General features: G+C 69.5%; 17 protein-coding genes. 6 read left to right on the top strand and 11 right to left on the bottom strand.

From position 1 onward, the window contains the following. Positions 1-264 (top strand): transposase (locus tag ACTWQA_RS53700; protein ID WP_443166554.1); only part of this gene is annotated, 264 nt, incomplete at its 5' end. Between the two features lie 134 nt (positions 265-398). On the opposite strand, the gene ACTWQA_RS53695 is transcribed toward ACTWQA_RS53700, so the two are convergent. The 4 genes from ACTWQA_RS53695 to ACTWQA_RS53680 are packed head-to-tail and all read right to left on the bottom strand — an operon-like array spanning position 399 to position 2,893. After that, positions 399-1,052: an arsenate reductase ArsC gene (locus ACTWQA_RS53695; RefSeq protein ID WP_443166553.1), complete on the bottom strand. Its 654-nt coding sequence runs from the start codon at positions 1,050-1,052 to the stop codon at positions 399-401. Positions 1,053-1,058: 6 nt separating this feature from the next. Continuing rightward, on the bottom strand, positions 1,059-1,751 hold the full coding sequence (locus ACTWQA_RS53690; protein WP_443166552.1) for an arsenate reductase/protein-tyrosine-phosphatase family protein: 693 nt from the start codon (positions 1,749-1,751) through the stop codon (positions 1,059-1,061). Positions 1,752-1,784: 33 nt separating this feature from the next. After that, positions 1,785-2,510, bottom strand: a complete 726-nt coding sequence (locus tag ACTWQA_RS53685; RefSeq protein WP_443166551.1) for an aquaporin — start codon at positions 2,508-2,510, stop codon at positions 1,785-1,787. Continuing rightward, entirely contained in the window at positions 2,507-2,893 is a 387-nt protein-coding gene (locus ACTWQA_RS53680; protein WP_443166550.1) for an ArsR/SmtB family transcription factor, read from the bottom strand. The genes ACTWQA_RS53685 and ACTWQA_RS53680 overlap by 4 nt, the downstream gene beginning before the upstream one ends. A gap of 147 nt (positions 2,894-3,040) precedes the next feature. Between ACTWQA_RS53680 and ACTWQA_RS53675 the strand changes: the two genes are divergently transcribed. The 4 genes from ACTWQA_RS53675 (at position 3,041) to helR (ending at position 8,083) form a co-directional block, all read left to right on the top strand. Continuing rightward, positions 3,041-3,259 carry a hypothetical protein gene (locus ACTWQA_RS53675; RefSeq protein WP_443166549.1) on the top strand — a complete coding sequence of 73 codons (219 nt, stop codon included), beginning with the start codon at positions 3,041-3,043 and terminating at the stop codon, positions 3,257-3,259. 19 nt (positions 3,260-3,278) lie between these two features. Next, on the top strand, positions 3,279-4,073 hold the full coding sequence (locus ACTWQA_RS53670; RefSeq protein WP_443166548.1) for a class I SAM-dependent methyltransferase: 795 nt from the start codon (positions 3,279-3,281) through the stop codon (positions 4,071-4,073). Between the two features lie 367 nt (positions 4,074-4,440). Next, positions 4,441-5,580, top strand: a complete 1,140-nt coding sequence (locus tag ACTWQA_RS53665; protein ID WP_443166547.1) for an MFS transporter — start codon at positions 4,441-4,443, stop codon at positions 5,578-5,580. A gap of 355 nt (positions 5,581-5,935) precedes the next feature. Next, complete coding sequence (gene helR, locus ACTWQA_RS53660) at positions 5,936-8,083, top strand: RNA polymerase recycling motor ATPase HelR (protein ID WP_443166546.1); 2,148 nt, start codon at positions 5,936-5,938, stop codon at positions 8,081-8,083. 72 nt (positions 8,084-8,155) lie between these two features. On the opposite strand, the gene ACTWQA_RS53655 is transcribed toward helR, so the two are convergent. The 5 genes from ACTWQA_RS53655 to ACTWQA_RS53635 form a co-directional block, all read right to left on the bottom strand. Further along, positions 8,156-8,899 (bottom strand): SDR family oxidoreductase, encoded by a 744-nt coding sequence (locus tag ACTWQA_RS53655; protein WP_443166545.1) that lies wholly within the window; start codon positions 8,897-8,899, stop codon positions 8,156-8,158. An 87-nt stretch (positions 8,900-8,986) separates the two neighbouring features. After that, complete coding sequence (locus ACTWQA_RS53650; protein WP_443166544.1) at positions 8,987-9,736, bottom strand: aldo/keto reductase; 750 nt, start codon at positions 9,734-9,736, stop codon at positions 8,987-8,989. A 77-nt stretch (positions 9,737-9,813) separates the two neighbouring features. Next, positions 9,814-11,604, bottom strand: a complete 1,791-nt coding sequence (locus ACTWQA_RS53645) for an FtsX-like permease family protein (protein WP_443166543.1) — start codon at positions 11,602-11,604, stop codon at positions 9,814-9,816. Positions 11,605-11,609: 5 nt separating this feature from the next. After that, positions 11,610-12,350, bottom strand: coding sequence for an ABC transporter ATP-binding protein (locus ACTWQA_RS53640; RefSeq protein WP_443166542.1), 741 nt, complete (start codon positions 12,348-12,350; stop codon positions 11,610-11,612). After that, positions 12,347-12,880 carry a PadR family transcriptional regulator gene (locus ACTWQA_RS53635; RefSeq protein WP_443166541.1) on the bottom strand — a complete coding sequence of 178 codons (534 nt, stop codon included), beginning with the start codon at positions 12,878-12,880 and terminating at the stop codon, positions 12,347-12,349. The genes ACTWQA_RS53640 and ACTWQA_RS53635 overlap by 4 nt, the downstream gene beginning before the upstream one ends. A 245-nt stretch (positions 12,881-13,125) precedes the next feature. Here ACTWQA_RS53635 and ACTWQA_RS53630 point away from each other — a divergent pair, with 245 nt between their 5' ends. Then, the gene (locus ACTWQA_RS53630; RefSeq protein WP_443166540.1) at positions 13,126-13,362 is read left to right on the top strand and encodes a hypothetical protein; all 237 of its coding nucleotides are present in this window, start codon (positions 13,126-13,128) and stop codon (positions 13,360-13,362) included. Here ACTWQA_RS53630 and ACTWQA_RS53625 read toward each other — a convergent pair. After that, positions 13,341-14,510, bottom strand: a complete 1,170-nt coding sequence (locus tag ACTWQA_RS53625; RefSeq protein ID WP_443166539.1) for a hypothetical protein — start codon at positions 14,508-14,510, stop codon at positions 13,341-13,343. The two genes, ACTWQA_RS53630 and ACTWQA_RS53625, sit on opposite strands and share 22 nt — an antisense overlap. Beyond that, complete coding sequence (locus tag ACTWQA_RS53620) at positions 14,507-14,992, bottom strand: SigE family RNA polymerase sigma factor (RefSeq protein WP_443166538.1); 486 nt, start codon at positions 14,990-14,992, stop codon at positions 14,507-14,509. The genes ACTWQA_RS53625 and ACTWQA_RS53620 overlap by 4 nt, the downstream gene beginning before the upstream one ends. Positions 14,993-15,139: the final 147 nt, after the last annotated feature.

Below are 15,139 nucleotides of genomic sequence, written 5' to 3'. Positions count from 1 at the left end.
CAGCCTCGCCACGCCTACGCCGCAGACCTTCAACGTGGCCTCCCCACCGACGGCCTTGGTCGGCTTCGGAGTCGCCTCCACCTACACATACAGAGGCGCGTACTGCACCCGGCCCAGATCCGCCAGGAATACAACACCCACGTCCGCAAATACCTGTGGAGCGGCCACTTCTGGTCCCGCTCCTACTACGCGGGCTCGACCGGCGACGCCAGCCTGGCCACCGTCCGCACCTACCTCCAGTCCCAGGAACAGCCTCAGAAATGAGACAAGACCAGACGCGGTCACGACCGGTTCCAAAGCGCGAGTCAGGGCACACTCAGGCCCTTGGGGCCTTCCCGCGCGGGCCTACACCACCCGCCTGAAGGCGGGAGCACTGGCCCGCACCTCGGTAGAGGCGGTCACCCCCTGGCGGGAACGCTCAGTTCGTCGAGAAGGGCGCGGACGCGGCTTTCGATCTCGTCGCGGATCGGGCGTACGTCCTCGACACTTTGGCCCGCAGGATCGTCCAGCGCCCAGTCCAGGTAGCGCTTACCGGGGAAGACCGGACAGGCGTCGCCACAGCCCATGGTGACCACCACATCAGCAGCCCGGACGATCTCCTCAGTCCACGGCTTGGGGAACTCCTTCGAGATGTCGATGCCCCGCTCCGCCATGGACGCGACCGCGGCCGGATTGATCTCGGTGGCGAACTCGGACCCACCCGACCAGGCCAGCGCGCCGTCTCCGGCCAAGTGCTGGAAGAACCCCATGGCCATCTGGGAACGACCGGCATTGTGCACGCACAGGAACAGCACGACCGGCCGGCCGTCATGGTGACCCTCGATGCGGGCCAGGGCGTGCAGGCGCTGGCGGGCGAACCGCTCGGCCAGCAGCGGCAGGAAGTTGGCGATGGTGCTGTGCACGGCGAACTGGTCGTAGCTGGCGTGCAGGAAGCGTTCAATGGTCTCGGTGCCGACAACGCCGGTGAACTCATCGCGCAGGCGGCGGGCGGCGGTGGCCAGCGCGAGCCGCTGGTCCACGGACAGGTCATCGCGATGATAGGTCTGGGCCATGATCACTCACTTCTTCCGGGGGTGGACGGCCGGGGCCAGCCGGTCGATCCGACCGGCGATATCGGTGTAGGCGTGCTCGAAGGCGGTGCCGGTGCCTGCCGGCACCGGGTCGGGGATCGACCAGTGCAGCCGGTCGACGCCACCGAGCCGATCGCCCAGGTTTTCGTGGGCGTTGTCGCAGACCGCCACGACCAGGTCGTCCGGGCGTAGCACGTCCTCGAGGTGACGGGGGCGGGTGGAGGCGAGCGACAGCCCGTGCCGCTGGGCGATGGCCACCGCGTGGTGATGCACGCGCGCCGCCGGACTGGTGCCGGCCGAGACGGCGGGCACGCTGCCCGTACGCGCCCACAACGCCGCGGCGAGCTGGGAACGCGCTGAGTTGTGGGTGCAGACGAACACCACCCGGGGCGCATGCCGCAGCGGAGCCGGCAGCAGCCCGGCCAGCGCGCCGGGCGCCAGGTGCAGGTAGCTGCGTCGCCGGTCGCCCTCCGACTGGCGCCGCCGGATCAGCCCGGCCTGATCGAGGATCTTCAGGTGGTGGGCGAGCAGGTTGGTGGGCAGCCCCAGCCTCTGACCGATCTCTCCGGGCGACGCGTCGCCCAGAGCAAGGTGGTCGACGATCGCCAAACGGGCGGGCTCGCCGAGCGCCGCGTGCACACGCGCCCGGGCCACCAGCGACCGATTCTCCTCAATGTCCATTGACTCAATAATCATTGAGCTAATCGATGGGCGTCAAGAGCCGGGACCTGCCGCACGCGGCACGACAGGCTCTTGCACGATGGTTTCGACCCGGCCGAACAGGCCGCGCACCAACAGGAGACCAACGACGCCGCCGACCATTTGCGCTGTGATGAAGCCAGGCAGCGACTCCGGTGCGATCCCGGCGAAGGTGTCGGAGAACGCCCGGCCGATCGTGACGGCGGGGTTGGCGAAGCTGGTGGAGGAGGTGAACCAGTAGGCCGCGCCGATATAGCTCGCCACCGCGACCGGCGCGACGGCTGCCCGTCCCGCCCGTACCAGGCAGAAGATGACCAGCACCAGCCCCGCGGTGGCGACGACTTCGCCCAGCCACAGATGCGGCGCGGCTCGCTCATGCGTGGACCAGGAGATCGCGGGCTTGTCGAACATCAAGTTGGCCAGGATGGCCCCGCCGATGCCGCCGAGAATCTGCGCGACGGCGTACGCGGCCAGGTCACCGATGCGCGACCCGGCCCCGCCCTGCCGCAGATACCACCAGTCTGCCGCCGACACCACGGGGTTGAAGTGGGCTCCCGACACCGGGCCGAGCACCACGATCAGCACGCCGAGCCCGAACACGGTCGCGGTGGAGTTTTCCAGCAGTTGCAGGCCCACGTCACCCGGAGACAGCGTCTGGGCCATGATCCCCGAGCCCACCACCACAGTCACCAGCAGCGCCGTGCCCACGAACTCGGCCAGCAGCCGCCGCGGCAGGCTCATCGGCCACCACCCTGACCCGAAATGCCGGCCTCACGGGACCCGCCCAGCGCTCCGGAGACGTCCAACAGGGCAGACAGTTCAGCCATCATCTCGGGCACGATGCGGTAGTAGACCCACGAGGCGCGCCGCTCGCTGGTCAACAGCCCGACCTGCTTGAGCACTTTGAGATGGTGACTGATGGTCGGCTGGGACACATCGAAGCTCGCCGTCAGGTCGCACACGCACGCCTCGCCGCCCGCGTGACTGGCCACGATCGACACGATGCGCAGCCGTACCGGATCACCCAGCGCCTTGAACACCCGAGCCAGCCGAACCGCCTGCCCGGTGTCGAGCGGTTCGCCGGCCAGTGGCGAACAACATTCCAGCGTCCCAAGCAGCTCCACCGGCACTCCATATTGACATCCATCGATATCGGCGCCTGTGAATATACCCTGGCACGGCACGATCCGGACCCGCTCAGCCGGACCCGCTCAGCCGGACCCGCGAGTACACTCAGCGTCCCTCGCAGGACGTCCAAGGAGCGTGACCGGATGAGGCGTTACAGAAATGGCCTGGTCGCGGCAGTTCTCGCCGGTGCGTACCCCGGCCTGGTGGTAATCCTTGGCGTCGTCTCGGTGGTGATCTTGCTGACCGTGCAAGATCCGATCCTGTTGACCGGCGTGGCCCTCGTGATCATCACATTCCCTCTTGGGTGGCTGATCTGGCGTATCCTGCGGGGCCCTTCCCTCCACGAGGGAGGGACCGCCTAACTGCTGCCAGGATTGGCGTATGTCGCGCGAACGTCTCCGATCCACCTTTGACACCGCCGCTTCTCTATATCAGCAGGCGCGCCCTGACTACCCTGCCGAGCTGTATTCCGACCTGCTCGCGATCTCGGGTATCGAATCATCCGCGCACCTGCTCGAAGTCGGATGCGGCCCGGGAAAAGCCACGCTGCCCTTGGCCCGGATGGGCTTTCGGACCACCGCGATCGAGCTCGGCGAGTCCCTGGCGACGGAGGCACGGCACCACCTCGCCGAATTCGCCGGCGTCTCGGTGATCACCTCATCGTTCGAAGACTGGGAGCCGCCCACAGGAGTCCGCTTCGATCTGGTCTACGCGGCCACAGCCTGGAAGTGGGTGGATCCGGACGTCAAGTACGCGAAGGCAGCCACCCTGCTCCCCCAGGGCGGCCACTTGGCCGTGTGGAACGCCGACCACGCATTCCCGGCAGACGTCGACCCGTTCTTCACTGAGATCCAGCAGGTCTATGAGGAAATCGGCGAAGGCCATGACGGCCCGTGGCCACCTCCACTGCCCGAGGACGAGCCCAACCCCATCGCCGCCGAGTTCGACGCCTCCGGGCACTTCGCGGTCGTCGGGACGCGGCGCTACGTCTGGGCCCTGCGCTACACGGCAGACGAATACATCGCGCTGCTCGACACGTTCTCCGGCCACATCGCCATGGAGCCGGCCAAGAACCAACACCTCTACCGCGAGATACGCCGCCGCCTCGCCGCCCGCCCGGACGGACGGCTCACCCGCCACTGGTCGGCCATCCTCACCGTCGGCCGCCGCCGATGACGTCATCGGCGGCAGGAGGGCGTTGATGCGCAACCCTGTGGTCATCCCGGAGCGCCCCTCCGGAAGCTTCGGATCGCGTTGGCTTGCTGCTCGGCGCAGACGCGGCGCATGGCCTGCTCCAGGCGGCTGAAGGCGTGGCGGCCCCAGTGGAGATCGCAGGATGCCATGGCAGGCCCTGCCGCACTGGCGCGACGCACCCCGCGAGGCCGTGACCGTGATCGCATCGAAAACGTGGGGCGTACGATGACATCGGCGGTTTTGCCGCCTGCCGCGCAAGGATCCTCGTTGAGGCGTCGCCCATCCGGGGCTTGAGGATCGGGCCGGTGCTCCGGTCGCGTCTCCCCGATCTGTGGGAGGTGCGTGCCCGATGAGATCTCGTCCTGCTGTCGCCGTGCTGGCGGCGGGTGTCGCGGCCAGTATGGCCTTGGGGGAATTCATCCCGTTTCTCACGGTGGTGGGCGAGGAGTTCGCCCTGTCGCTCACCAGCGCGGGATGGCTGTCGTCACTCATCACACTGGTGGCCGGGCTCGCCTGCCTTCCGCTGGGGATGTGGGTGGATCGCCGGCGACTGCGCGGGGTTTTCGTGGCCGCTCTGGTGGCGCTGGGCGCGGCAGGGGTGTGGGCCGCGTTCCTCGGCAGCAGCGAGATGTTGTTCGCCGTGCGGGTGATCCAGGCCGCCGGGTACGCCTTGGTGGTGATCATAGGGCCGAGCTTGCTGGTCCGGCTGCTGGAGGGCCGGGCGCGGCAGACCGCCCTGGCGTTGTGGGGATTGTGCATCCCGGCCGGGCTGGCGCTGGCGAATGCCGCGGGGTCGCTCGCGGGAGCCGCCGGATGGCGCGCCGAGGTCGCGGGCGTGGGCCTGCTCACCTTGGGAGTGGCGGTGCTCGCCGGCACGCTGCCTCCAGACTCCCGACCCAGCCGGATTGAGGGCCACGATCGGCTCGGCGAACCGGGTGCGGGGTGGGCGGTGGCCGCGCTGGCGGCCGGGTTCGCGATGATCGCCCTGGTCGGCGTCAGCGTTGTCACTGTTCTCCCGGCCTATCTCATGGGCGAGATGAGGCTGACCGGCTCCCAAGCGAGCCTGTTGGCAGGGCTGGTGCCGGCGGCCAGCGTGCTGGGCAGTCTGGCGGCCAGTGCCGCGCTACGGGCCGGGGCGCGGCCGGGACGGCTGATCGCCGCGGCGCTGCTCATGGCGCCATTGAGCGCCGGGGTCTTCCTAGCGACGCCGGTGGCGGTGGTGGCGCTGTGCGCGGCGGGCGTGCTGGCGCTCAACGGCCTGGCCGTCTCAGCGGTGTTCGCGGCGTTGCCCGGCGTCGCGAGCGGTCGTGTCGCCTGGGGGTTCGGGGCGGTGACACAGCTGGGTAGCCTGGGCACGCTGCTCGGGCCGCCTCTCTACGGGTGGTGCGTGGAGATGAGCGGGTGGAGCTCGGCCGTCGCGGTAACGGCCGCCATCGCGGCCGGCGGGGTGGGATTCGCCTTGGCGGCGGTGCGGCGACGACTCCCATGAGAATGGCAGCGCTATCGGCGGCGGCGCGCCGCCGCCGCTTGGCGAGGAGGTTGTCCGTCCACAGCGGACGATGAGGGGTAAGGGGAGCATCCACTCCTTACCACTTTCAACCTATAGCGCACCGGGGGGCTTGCGGCAAGACCCGGGTCGTGCCGCAGAATCGTCGGCCGAGGCCAGAACCAGCGGAAACGGGGACGCGGAATGCGGGTGTTGTTGTCGACGTACGGATCGCGCGAGGACGTCGAACCGAGGGCGGATTCGCGGTGCGGTTGCGGGAACTCGCCGCCCGTGTCCGCGTGAACCACACGGGATCGGCATGTAACGGTCGCAAGCGACCTCAGATCGGAGCTAATACGTGAACCCGCTGACTACCAGCGCGTTTGACCTTCCTGACCACCTCGCCCCCAAGGCCGACCCGACGCTGATCGCCGACGATGAGCGGCACTTCGCGGCCATCGCGGAGAGCCTCGAGCAGTCGATCGCCGACCTGTCCGACCGCCTCGATGCCGAGCGCAAGGCGCCCGGCGGCAAGGGCCGGGCGGCGATGGACCGGGACGTGGAGATCCACCGGCTGACCGCCCGCCTGCGCGCACTGCGTCGCTTCGGGTTGGACCTGTGTCTCGGACACATCGTCAGCGCGGACAATCCCGAGCCTGTGTACATCGGACGACTCGGCCTTACGGACAGCGCGGGTCGTCGGCTGCTGCTCGACTGGCGCTCCCCCGCGGCTGAGCCGTTCTTCGGAGCGACCCACGCGAACCCGATGGGTCTGGCAAGCCGCCGCAGGTATCGCTGGACCCGGGGCCGGATCAGCGACTACTGGGACGAGGTGTTCACCTCGGACGGGTTTGACGGGCACGCCGCGCTCGACGACCAGTCCGCCTTCATCGCCAGCCTGGGCGGCAACCGGTCGTCACGCATGCGGGACGTGCTCGGCACCATCCAGGCCGACCAGGACGCCATCATCCGCGCCGGATCCCGCGGCGCTCTCGTCGTCGACGGCGGTCCGGGTACGGGGAAGACGGTCGTCGCGCTGCACCGCTCCGCGTACCTCCTCTACTCCGACCCTCGCCTCGGTCACCGCCGGGGCGGCGTGCTGTTCGTCGGTCCGCACCAGCCCTACCTGGCCTACGTCGCCGACGTCCTGCCCAGCCTCGGAGAGGAGGGCGTGCAGACCTGCACGCTGCGGGACCTCGTCGCCGAGGGAGCCGCGGCGGCGATCGAAACCGACCCGGACGTGGCTCGCCTGAAGTCGTCCGCGAACCTGGTGCAGGCGATCGAGCCGGCCGTCAGGTTCTACGAGAACCCGCCCACCAAGGGGATGACGGTCACGACGAACTGGTCCGACATCTGGCTGAGCGCGGAGGACTGGGCCGAGGCGTTCGAAGCAGCGGAACCCGGCACCCCGCACAACGAGGCGCGCGACCAGATCTGGCAGGGGCTGCTCACGATCCTGGTGGACAAGCATGACGAGGACGTCCCGGCTGATCTGCTCCGCAGGTCGCTGCTGCGGAACAGGGAGCTGCTCACGACCTTCAACCGCGCGTGGCCGCTGATCGAAGCGGCTGACCTCGTCGGAGACCTGTGGTCCGTACCCGCCTATCTACGGATGTGCGCTCCCTGGCTCAGCGCCGACGACGTTCAGAAGCTGCAGCGCGAGGACGCCCAGGCCTGGACGGTGTCCGACCTGCCGCTCCTGGACGCGGCACGGCAGCGGCTCGGCGACCCGGAGGCGGCACGACATAAGCGTCGGCATGACGCCGCCGTCGCCGCCCAACGCGAGCGCATGGCGCGGGTCGTCGACAACCTGATAGAGGCCGATGACGACGGGGAAGGCCTGGTGACGATGCTGCGCGGACAGGACCTACAGAACTCCCTGGTCGACGAGACCGCACTACCCGGCACCGACCCGGACCGGCTCGCCGGCCCGTTCGCGCACATCGTCGTGGACGAGGCTCAGGAACTCACCGATGCGGAGTGGCAGATGCTGCTACTCCGCTGCCCGTCCCGGAGCTTCACCATCGTCGGGGACCGTGCCCAGGCCAGGCACGGGTTCACCGAGTCGTGGCAGGAACGGCTCAAGCGGGTCGGGCTCGACCAGATCGACCTGGCCTCCTTGAGCATCAACTACCGGACCCCGGAAGAGGTCATGGCGGAAGCCGAGCCGGTCATCCGGGCCGTGCTCCCGGACGCCAACGTGCCGACCTCCATCCGCAGCAACGGCGTCCCCGTCGTCCGCGGGTCCGCTGTGGATCTGAGCTCGATCCTCGACACCTGGCTCGCCGCGCATGCCGACGGGATCGCCTGCGTCATCGGCGATCCCACATTCCAGGAGACGTCCCGCGTCCGGTCGCTGACTCCGGAGCTGTCGAAGGGGCTCGAGTTCGACCTGGTCGTCCTCATCGACCCGGAGGCGTTCGGCGAGGGCATCGAAGGAGCGGTCGACCGCTATGTCGCGATGACCCGAGCGACCCAGCAACTCGTCATCCTCACGAACTCCTGACGTCGGCCGGGCCGCCGCGCCTCGGGCCTTTGCCGGGTCTCCGGCATCGGCCGCAGGTCGGTTGCGCGGCGGTCACCACGCGACGGGGCCAAGGCGATCGATGAAGATCCCGGTCGGCCCGTCGGCGTGCATCATCGCGAGTTTGACGATCGAGTCGGTGCCCTCGGTGACCGTCAGCTGGCCGGTGTGATTGTTCATGTCGGTGGCGGCGAATTTGCGATTGGCGACTTCTCCGGGAGTGGCGATGTTGAATTTGATCTTCGGGAGCGCCTGGGCGTACCGGACGGTGATCATGTTCAGCGCCGCTTTCGATGAGCTGTAGGCGAGCTCGTGCATTTTCGAGGTGGGCTGCTCCGGATCGGTGATGACCGCGAAGGAGCCGGCACCGCTGGACACCATCACCACCCGCGGATGGTCCGCCGCCTGCAGCAAAGGAAGGAATGCATGGGTGACCCTGATCGGTCCGTACACATTGGTGTCGTAGACGGAGTGAATTTCGTCGGCCGTCGCGTCCGCAGGTGCGACGAGCCTTCCCGGCGCGCCGGCGTTGTTGATCAGCACATCCAGCCGATCGGTGTGCTCCCGGACGAGTCGTACAGCGTCGGTCACCGACTCGTCCGAGGTCACGTCCAGCGGGACCATGACCACGTTCGCGCCACCGTCGGTCAGCTTGCCGGCAGCCGCCCGTCCTCGACCTTCATCACGCGAGCCGAGAAAGATCGTCCAGCCCTGCTCCCCGAGCCGCCGGGCCGCCTCAAAGCCAAGTCCCTTGTTGCCTCCGGTGATCAACACCGAGGTCTGTTCCGAGCGCGTCATGCCCCTAAGACGACACGTCCCGCTCGGCTGTGACGTGGTGTGAGCGACCTCACAACCGCAGCCGGAGCGGTGAGCCCTCGGACTGAGCTAGACCCAGGTGGGAAGGGCATGCTCGACGTAGCGGGCACCGAAGCCGCCGGTCGGCAGGATGTCAGCGATGGCGTCCAGGTCAGCGCGGGCGAGGCTGAGGTCGGCGGCCGCGGCGTTCTCCTCCATGCGCTGCGGGCTGCGGGTGCCGGGGATCGGCACGATGTCCTCGCCCTGGGCCAGGATCCACGCAAGCGCGAGCTGAGAGACGGTCGCGCCTTGTGACGCGGCCAGCTCGGTCAGCCGCTGAACGGCCTCCAGGTTCTTCTCGAAGTTGCCCGGCTGCCAGCGCGGGCCGACGTTACGCATGTCGGTGGCGTCGTAGGAGCCGGCGGGCTGGGCGGTGCCGGTGATGAAGCCGCGGCCCAGCGGGGAGTAGGCGACGAACCCGATGCCCAGCTCCCGCAGGACCGGGAACAACTGCTCGACGTCCCGCTCGAACAGCGAGAACTCGGTCTGCAGGACGGAAACGGGCTGGACGGCATGCGCGCGACGGATGGTCTGAGGGCCGGCCTCGCTCAGGCCGAAGTATTTCACCTTGCCCGCGTCGATCAGCTCCTTGACGGTGCCTGCCACATCCTCGATCGGCACCTCGGGGTCGACGCGGTGCTGGTAGAGCACATCGATGTGGTCGACGCCGAGGTAGCGCAGGCTGTTGTCGGTGACCTTACGGATGTTGCCGGGGCGGCTGTTGAGGGCGCTGCCGAGGGGGCCTACCCGCTCCGCGGCCTGGCACAACCCCGTAAGCACGCACCAGCCCGCCTCTCAGAACAGGCTGCTGATGGGGCGCCTTGTCATGCGCCCCGAACCGTACTGGGCTGGGTCGGTCAGGCCGTTTCGGCGCTGAGGGTCTGTGCCACGGGCCGGCGCGCCGCCAGGCGTGCGGGCAGGGCGGTGAGTGCCGCCGTCGCCAGGAGAGTCGCGAGTACGGCGCCGAGCAGCCAGGAGGAGGGGGGATCCACCGCATTCCTGGCGGCGAACAGCGAGAGCAGGCCGATGCCCAGAGGGACGCCGATGATGGCGCCGGGCAGCGCGGGCAGGAGCTGGGCGGTGGACAGTCCTGCGGTGATCTGTCCGGGGGTGGCGCCGAGCGTACGTGCGATGGCCATGTTCGCCCGCGCCTCTATGGCAGTGGTCCAGGTGAACGTGATGGTGTTCACGACGGCGAGTGCGATCAGCAGGATGGTGACGGCGAGCATCAGCCGGCGGTCGTGCTCGCCCCGCAGGTTGGGCAGGGCGGAGGAGCCAGCCAGGCCATAGCCCCTCTCCGGCTGGGCGTAGAGGGTCAGCAGAGCGACGATCGCGATCAGCGTGGTGGCGGTGGAGCACGCCTGCAGCACGGCGCGGCCCGGCCGGCGGGCGGTCAGCCGCAGCCCGAGCAACAGCGGGGTGGGCAGCAAAGCGGACAGCGCGGTGAGCCAGGGTCGGTGACGGGGCTGGTGCGCAGTGGCGGACAGCGCCGTGACCGTCGCCGTACGCATGGCCCGCAGCGTGGGGCGCAGGGTGGACAGCACCGCCACCGCCACGGCGAGGACGGTCGCCGCCACGACGGTGGCGGCGGCCGGCCCGGCCGCGTCGCCGATCCGGCTGGCGGTGGGGCTGGCGATGGCGGGCACGGTCAGGCGGGCGATCACCAGCCCCAGCGCGTCGCCGGCCAGCGCCAGCGCCAGGTACTCGGTGAGCAGGACGGCGGCGATGAGACCCGGGGTGGCGCCGGCGGCCTTGAGCAGCCCGGCCCGGCGCGTCTGCTCGACGGCGCGTCCCGCGGCCAGCGCCGCCACTCCGGTGATGGCCAGGAAACTGAGCAGCCAGCTACCGACGACCAGGACCGGCTGACTGTTTCTGAGGATGACCATGTCCTGTTGGGCGTTGAACTGCCAGGAGCGGAAGTTGATCCTGACGGAGGAGACGCGGTGGGCATCGCGGAAGGCCTCGGTCGCAGCGGGGTCGCGCAGCTTCAGGTCCACGGCCAAGGTCACCGGGAGATCTTGGGACGACGCCAGTCTCCGGGCATCTGACCGGGTCATCCAGGCCAGGCCGCTGTAGTCGCTGGGGCCGCCGCCCGGGCCGATCTGCGCCGCCCAGGGGTAGATGGAGGTGGCCGCGGTGACGGCTATCCCGACGACGGGGTACGACCGACCCGCGATGGTGACGTGGTCCCCGACGCCGACGCCCAGCGCGGTGGCGAAGCCGCGTTCGAGGACCGTGCCGCCGGAGCGTACCCAATGACCCGAGGTCACCAGCGGCCGGTTGACCGCGCCGAGCGTCTCGCCGAAACCGTGCACCACCACGGGGGACGAGGTGGAACCGCGCGTGGTGAGGTCGGCGTAGACGATGCGATAGGGGCCATGGTGGGCGACCACTTCGGGATCGTCCGCCAGCGAGGCCAGGGCCGAGGTCACGGCGGGGCCCGTGTCGCCGGAGAGTGCCACCACGTCCGGCCCGGCGGTGGCCGCGCGGGTCTGCTCGTACAGCGCGTCGCTCACGCCGCGCAGGGACAGCCCCAGTGCCATCGTGGCGGTGGCCACGGTCACCGCGAGCAGGAGCATCGCGGACTGGGCCTTGTGCCGACGCACGTCAGCCAGGACGAGGCGCATGACGAGCACGATGGAGCCCATGACGTTCAGCCCTCCAGCCCGATCAGCCCGCCGAGCCCGCGCGTGGGGAAGCCGGCCAGCCGGGTGTCGTCGACGAACATCCCGTCGCGCATGGAGATCAGCCGGTCCGCGGTGGCCGCGACCCGTTCGTCGTGCGTGACGATCACGAGGGTCTGCCCCGCGGAACGCAGGTCCTCGAAGATTCTCAGCACATCGAGGGTCGCCGCGGTGTCGAGATTGCCGGTCGGCTCGTCGGCCAGGACGACCAGGGGGTCGTTGACCAGCGCGCGAGCGATGGCGACGCGCTGACGCTGCCCACCGGACAGCTGCGACGGCAGATGCCGGGCACGGTCGGCGAGCCCGACCCGTTCCAGCAGCAGGCTCGCGCGCCGTCTGGCCTGGCGGCGCGAGCGCCCGGCCAGCAGCGCGGGCAGCTCCACGTTCTCGGCCGCCGACAACTCCTCCACCAGATGGAAGGCCTGGAAGATGAATCCCACCGACCGGCGCCGCAGCCGCGCCAAGGCCCGCTCGCTCAAGGTGTCGATACGCCGCCCGGCCACCCACACCTGCCCACCGGTGGGCCGCTCCAGGCCACCCAGCAGGTGCAGCAGTGTGGATTTCCCGCAGCCGCTGGGCCCCATCACCGCCAGCGTCTGTCCCTGAGGCACCTCCAGGTCGACCTCGTCCACCGCGCGGACCCGGCTCTGCCCCTGACCATGCGTCTTCACCAGGCCGCAGGCCCGGACTGCGGCACTTGACACGTTCATCCGCCCTCAGCTTCGTCATCGACCTTGGACCAGGCCCGCTCACAGGCATCCAGCCAGCGCAGGTCCGCCTGCAGCCGGAGCACGACTCCTTCCAGCAGCAGGCCGGCGCCCGACCCCGCCGGCTCGGCCAGCGCCGCCTGCTGCGCCTCACGCAAGCGGCGCAGCAGCTCACGGCGCTGGGCCGCCACCAGCTCGACCGGGTCGGCGAGCCGGGCCGCGGCGGCCGCGACGAGCTTGAGATGAAACTCCACCAGATCCGGTTTCGGCCAGCCCACCTCGGCCAGCCAGGCGGCCACCCGCTGTTGCCCTGCCGGTGTCAGGGCATAGACCTTGCGCTCTGGCCGCTCGGGAAGGCCCTCGGCCCGTTCGCAGACCACGAGCCCGGCTCTTTCCAGCCGAGTCAAGGTCACATAGATCTGACCGGGGTTCATCGACTCGCCCAGTGGGCCAAGACTCTGCTGCAGCCGAGCGCGCAGGTGGTAGCCGTGCGACGGCTCTTTGGCGAGCATCGCCAGCACTGCGTCCTGCACTCCATCCCCCTAACGGTTAGCTAATAGATAGCGGTTACCTCTACGAAGTGTCAAAACTCGTGCCCTCGGCGCCTGGATCGCGGTCGGCAGCCCCGACTGCCGCTGGAGGGTCACCCTGTACTGGGGCGCCGACAGCCACCTGTCCCCCGCCGACGTCTGCCTGTCCTCGCCGTCTTGCGGGCGCCGACGTCACCCCTGCCGCACTCCCATCGATATGTACATGCAGCGCGGTCCTGGGCGGCCTGATGGGCTCGGCCGCCGCCGGCCTGCGCCTCCCCCTCGCGGTCCATCTCGGCATCTCCGCGACGCTGTTCAGCATCGTCGCCCTCGTCGCCTACCGGTTCCTGCTGCCCGGCCCCGAAGACGCCGAGCGCCCCGCCGAAGCCCAGGACCTGGCCACATCCTGGTCGACCGCACTGCGGCCTGAACATGGGCCGGGCTGTACGCCGGGCCCGGCCGCTCACCCGCTGCGCAGGGAGTAGGCGGTCACACCCTCGGGCAGTTCGGCGACGCGTGACAGCGCGCCGGTGTTGATGTTCCAGCCGAGCAGCCTGTCCTCGCTCTCGATGATCACGCCCTGGCTGATCCAGCCGCGCACGGGGCAGCCGCCCTTTCCGCACCTCGTGTCAGCAGAATGACCCCAGGGCAGGAGCAGCGTCCTGACCACCCGTCCCGTGGCGGCGTCGGCCACGACGACCACGTCGGCTCCCCCCGCCTGGTCGTCTTGGGCGAACGCGGACAGGGCGACCAAGCCGTCCCGTTGCCATGCCTGATCGCCCAGGATGCCCGCGGGCCTGCCGCCCCCGTGGGTGATGTCCTGAAGGTCCAGCTCCACCTCCGACCTGCCCTCCTGGATGACCGTCCGGCCGCCTTTGCCGGGCGAGACGATCCTGAGGTCGCGGTAGCCTGCGACACCGGTAAAGCCCTTGTACGGCTGCCGCCGCACCTTCCCCGTGGCCAAGTCGAGCAGGTAGTTCGCCTCCCCCTGCTCGACGAGGAGTTGCTCGCCGCGCCAGAGGACCACCTCGTTGAACCCCGGCACCGGGTAGCGCCTGGTCTCGCCGATCACGAGGTCGACGACCACCACCTCGTCCTTCTGCGGGAAGGCGGCCATCGTCCCGTCGGGGGCGAGCGAGTTGGGCTTCAGCGGCGTCCCGCCGTTGCCGTCCGCATCCACGGAATCATCCAGCTTCACCTTGAGAGGGATGCGGCCACCGGATTTCATCACGTAGATCTGCCCGTCGCCGAACTCGGCCAGCGCCAGGACGGGTCCCGAAACCGCGGTCACCACGGGGATGTCGGCCCACCTCTCCGGCAGCGCGGTCGCCGCCGTGGGCAGCGCCGCCTCACCGCTGGGCTGCGGCGCTATGTCCATGGCGGGAGTCGGCGGGATCGTGGGCGTGGGCGCGACGCCGGGATACACGGTGATGCCGCGCTCGACCGGCTCCGGGAACACGGCGATCCCCACCACGACGAACGCGGTGACCGTCGCGGCCGCCGCGACCACCGTCCACCGGCGACGGGTACGGCTCCGCGTGCCCTGCCGCCACAGCTCGCCCGCGCGGGACGCCCCCTCAGGCAGGGTCTCGGCGAGATCATTGAAGAGCTCCCGCAGCCTCTGATCCGTCATATCAACACCTTCTCCAGCTCGGGAGCGACCTCGCGTAACCGCTTCAGCGCCGCGTGCGTCTGGCTCTTCACCGTCCCGGGCGAGACCCCGAGGATCGCGGCGACCTCCCCGACGGGCAGATCCTCATAGAAGCGCAGCACCAGCACCGCCCGCTGCTTCACCGGCAGCCTGGCCAGTGCGCGGGCGAACACCACCTTCAGGTCCGACGCTCCCGAGGTATCGCGATCCGCCTGGTCGGGCGGCTCCCCGTAGGGGAATTCCCGTCGCCTCCGCCACTTGGACGCCACGTCCCGGTACAGGGTGGTACGCAGGTAACTGACCGGGTCGGTGTGCACCTTCGACCAGCGGCGCGCCAGTTTGATCAGGGCATCCTGAAGCACGTCCTCGGCCAGATGCATGTCACCGCTGATGAGGATGGCGGCACGCAGCAGCCGCGAGTGCCAGGCGGCGACGAAGGCCTCGAACGCCTCGGATTCCGTCATGTAAACAAGACGCCCGGGAAGGGGTAAACGGTTGGGGCTTCTACGAAATCCGCCGTTTTCGCGAAATCAGGCGCTCGGTATACGACGAACGCGTTTCCGGGGCGGGCGTGTGCGCTCTCGTTCCGTGGCTTTGTGGATCGGATCGGC

The organism is Nonomuraea sp. 10N515B (assembly GCF_052245915.1).
Classification (GTDB): domain Bacteria; phylum Actinomycetota; class Actinomycetes; order Streptosporangiales; family Streptosporangiaceae; genus Nonomuraea.
This window is presented reverse-complemented; position numbering and strand designations above follow the sequence as displayed.

Bases quoted from the DNA above. Each gene is read 5' to 3' on its own strand.
- ACTWQA_RS53695 (WP_443166553.1), bottom strand. From the start codon at position 1,052: ATGGCCCAGACCTATCATCGCGATGACCTGTCCGTGGACCAGCGGCTC.
- ACTWQA_RS53645 (WP_443166543.1), bottom strand. From the start codon at position 11,604: ATGGGCTCCATCGTGCTCGTCATGCGCCTCGTCCTGGCTGACGTGCGT.
- ACTWQA_RS53665 (WP_443166547.1), top strand. From the start codon at position 4,441: ATGAGATCTCGTCCTGCTGTCGCCGTGCTGGCGGCGGGTGTCGCGGCC.
- ACTWQA_RS53620 (WP_443166538.1), bottom strand. From the start codon at position 14,992: ATGACGGAATCCGAGGCGTTCGAGGCCTTCGTCGCCGCCTGGCACTCG.
- ACTWQA_RS53690 (WP_443166552.1), bottom strand. From the start codon at position 1,751: ATGGACATTGAGGAGAATCGGTCGCTGGTGGCCCGGGCGCGTGTGCAC.
- ACTWQA_RS53640 (WP_443166542.1), bottom strand. From the start codon at position 12,350: ATGAACGTGTCAAGTGCCGCAGTCCGGGCCTGCGGCCTGGTGAAGACG.
- ACTWQA_RS53675 (WP_443166549.1), top strand. From the start codon at position 3,041: ATGAGGCGTTACAGAAATGGCCTGGTCGCGGCAGTTCTCGCCGGTGCG.
- ACTWQA_RS53670 (WP_443166548.1), top strand. From the start codon at position 3,279: ATGTCGCGCGAACGTCTCCGATCCACCTTTGACACCGCCGCTTCTCTA.
- ACTWQA_RS53685 (WP_443166551.1), bottom strand. From the start codon at position 2,510: ATGAGCCTGCCGCGGCGGCTGCTGGCCGAGTTCGTGGGCACGGCGCTG.
- ACTWQA_RS53655 (WP_443166545.1), bottom strand. From the start codon at position 8,899: ATGACGCGCTCGGAACAGACCTCGGTGTTGATCACCGGAGGCAACAAG.
- ACTWQA_RS53630 (WP_443166540.1), top strand. From the start codon at position 13,126: ATGGGCTCGGCCGCCGCCGGCCTGCGCCTCCCCCTCGCGGTCCATCTC.
- ACTWQA_RS53625 (WP_443166539.1), bottom strand. From the start codon at position 14,510: ATGACGGATCAGAGGCTGCGGGAGCTCTTCAATGATCTCGCCGAGACC.